Here is a 1,267-nt window from a genome sequence, read left to right on the forward strand (position 1 = left end):
GTCTTACCTTCGAATTCGATTTCTTTTGGACGGTTGTCTACAACTGTATCGTAGTCTTTATCAACTGGTTGGTCTTTTTCATCTGTTACAGATGCTTTGATTGTCTTACCTTCAGTGTCTACATAGTGAACGTAAACATTACCTTTCACTTCTTTATAAACGTAAGTGATTGTTGATTTAGGTTTATCAACTTTACCTTTAATTGGATCAGATGATTCAAGGTGTCCATCGCCGTCAACTTTACCTACTGGGTAGTCACCTTTTGGTACGATCTTGTATGTTTTACCATCTGGAGTCTTGATTGTGTTAGGTTTTTCACCTTCCTCAGTTGTGTTATATGGAGTGTCATATGGTGAGTTTGGTGTGTCTTGACGTGGTTTTTGGATTTCTTTACCATCATTCTCACGGATGTAAGTAATGATTACTTCACCAACTTTAGGAGTTTCACTTTCAGACATTGATTGAGAAATTGAAACTGAAGTTGATTCAGAGCTTGAAAGTGATTCTGAAACTGAAGTTGAAGTTGATGTAGATTCTGAAAGGCTAGCAGATGCTGAGTAAGATTCAGAAGCTGATACTGATTCAGATACAGAAGTTGATTCTGAAGAGCTTGCTGATTCTGATGCAGATGCTGACTCAGATGCGCTTGCTGATTCTGATGCAGATGCTGACTCAGATGCACTTGCTGATTCTGATGCAGATGCTGACTCAGATGCAGATGCTGACTCAGATGCACTTGCTGATTCTGATGCACTTGCTGATTCTGATGCACTTGCTGACTCAGATGCACTTGCTGATTCTGATGCAGACGCTGACTCAGATGCACTTGCTGATTCTGATGCAGATGCTGACTCAGATGCGCTTGCTGATTCTGATGCACTTGCTGATTCTGATACAGATGCTGACTCAGAAGAAGATGTTGATTCAGATTCTGAGTTATTTGTAACAATTGAAGTTGACTCAGAGAGTGAAAGTGAAACTGAGATAGATTCTGAAGTTGAAACTGACTCTGATGCACTTGCTGATTCTGATGCAGATGCTGACTCAGATGCACTTGCTGATTCTGATGCAGATGCTGACTCAGATGCGCTTGCTGATTCTGACGCAGACGCTGACTCTGATGTGCTTGCTGATTCTGATGCAGATGCTGACTTAGACGCACTTGCTGATTCTGATTGTGATACAGATTGTGACTTAGACACTACTTCTGATTCTGATTGTGATACAGATTGTGACTTAGACACTACTTCTGATTCTGATTGTGATA

General features: G+C 40.7%; 1 protein-coding gene. It reads right to left on the minus strand.

Annotated features, from left to right (window positions below):
• Positions 1 to 1,267, minus strand: a 1,267-nt coding sequence (locus ADH51_RS10210) for a MucBP domain-containing protein (RefSeq protein WP_239682167.1), incomplete at both ends; no start/stop codon positions are given.

This window comes from Streptococcus sp. 449_SSPC (assembly GCF_001073005.1).
GTDB lineage: Bacteria > Bacillota > Bacilli > Lactobacillales > Streptococcaceae > Streptococcus > Streptococcus salivarius_F.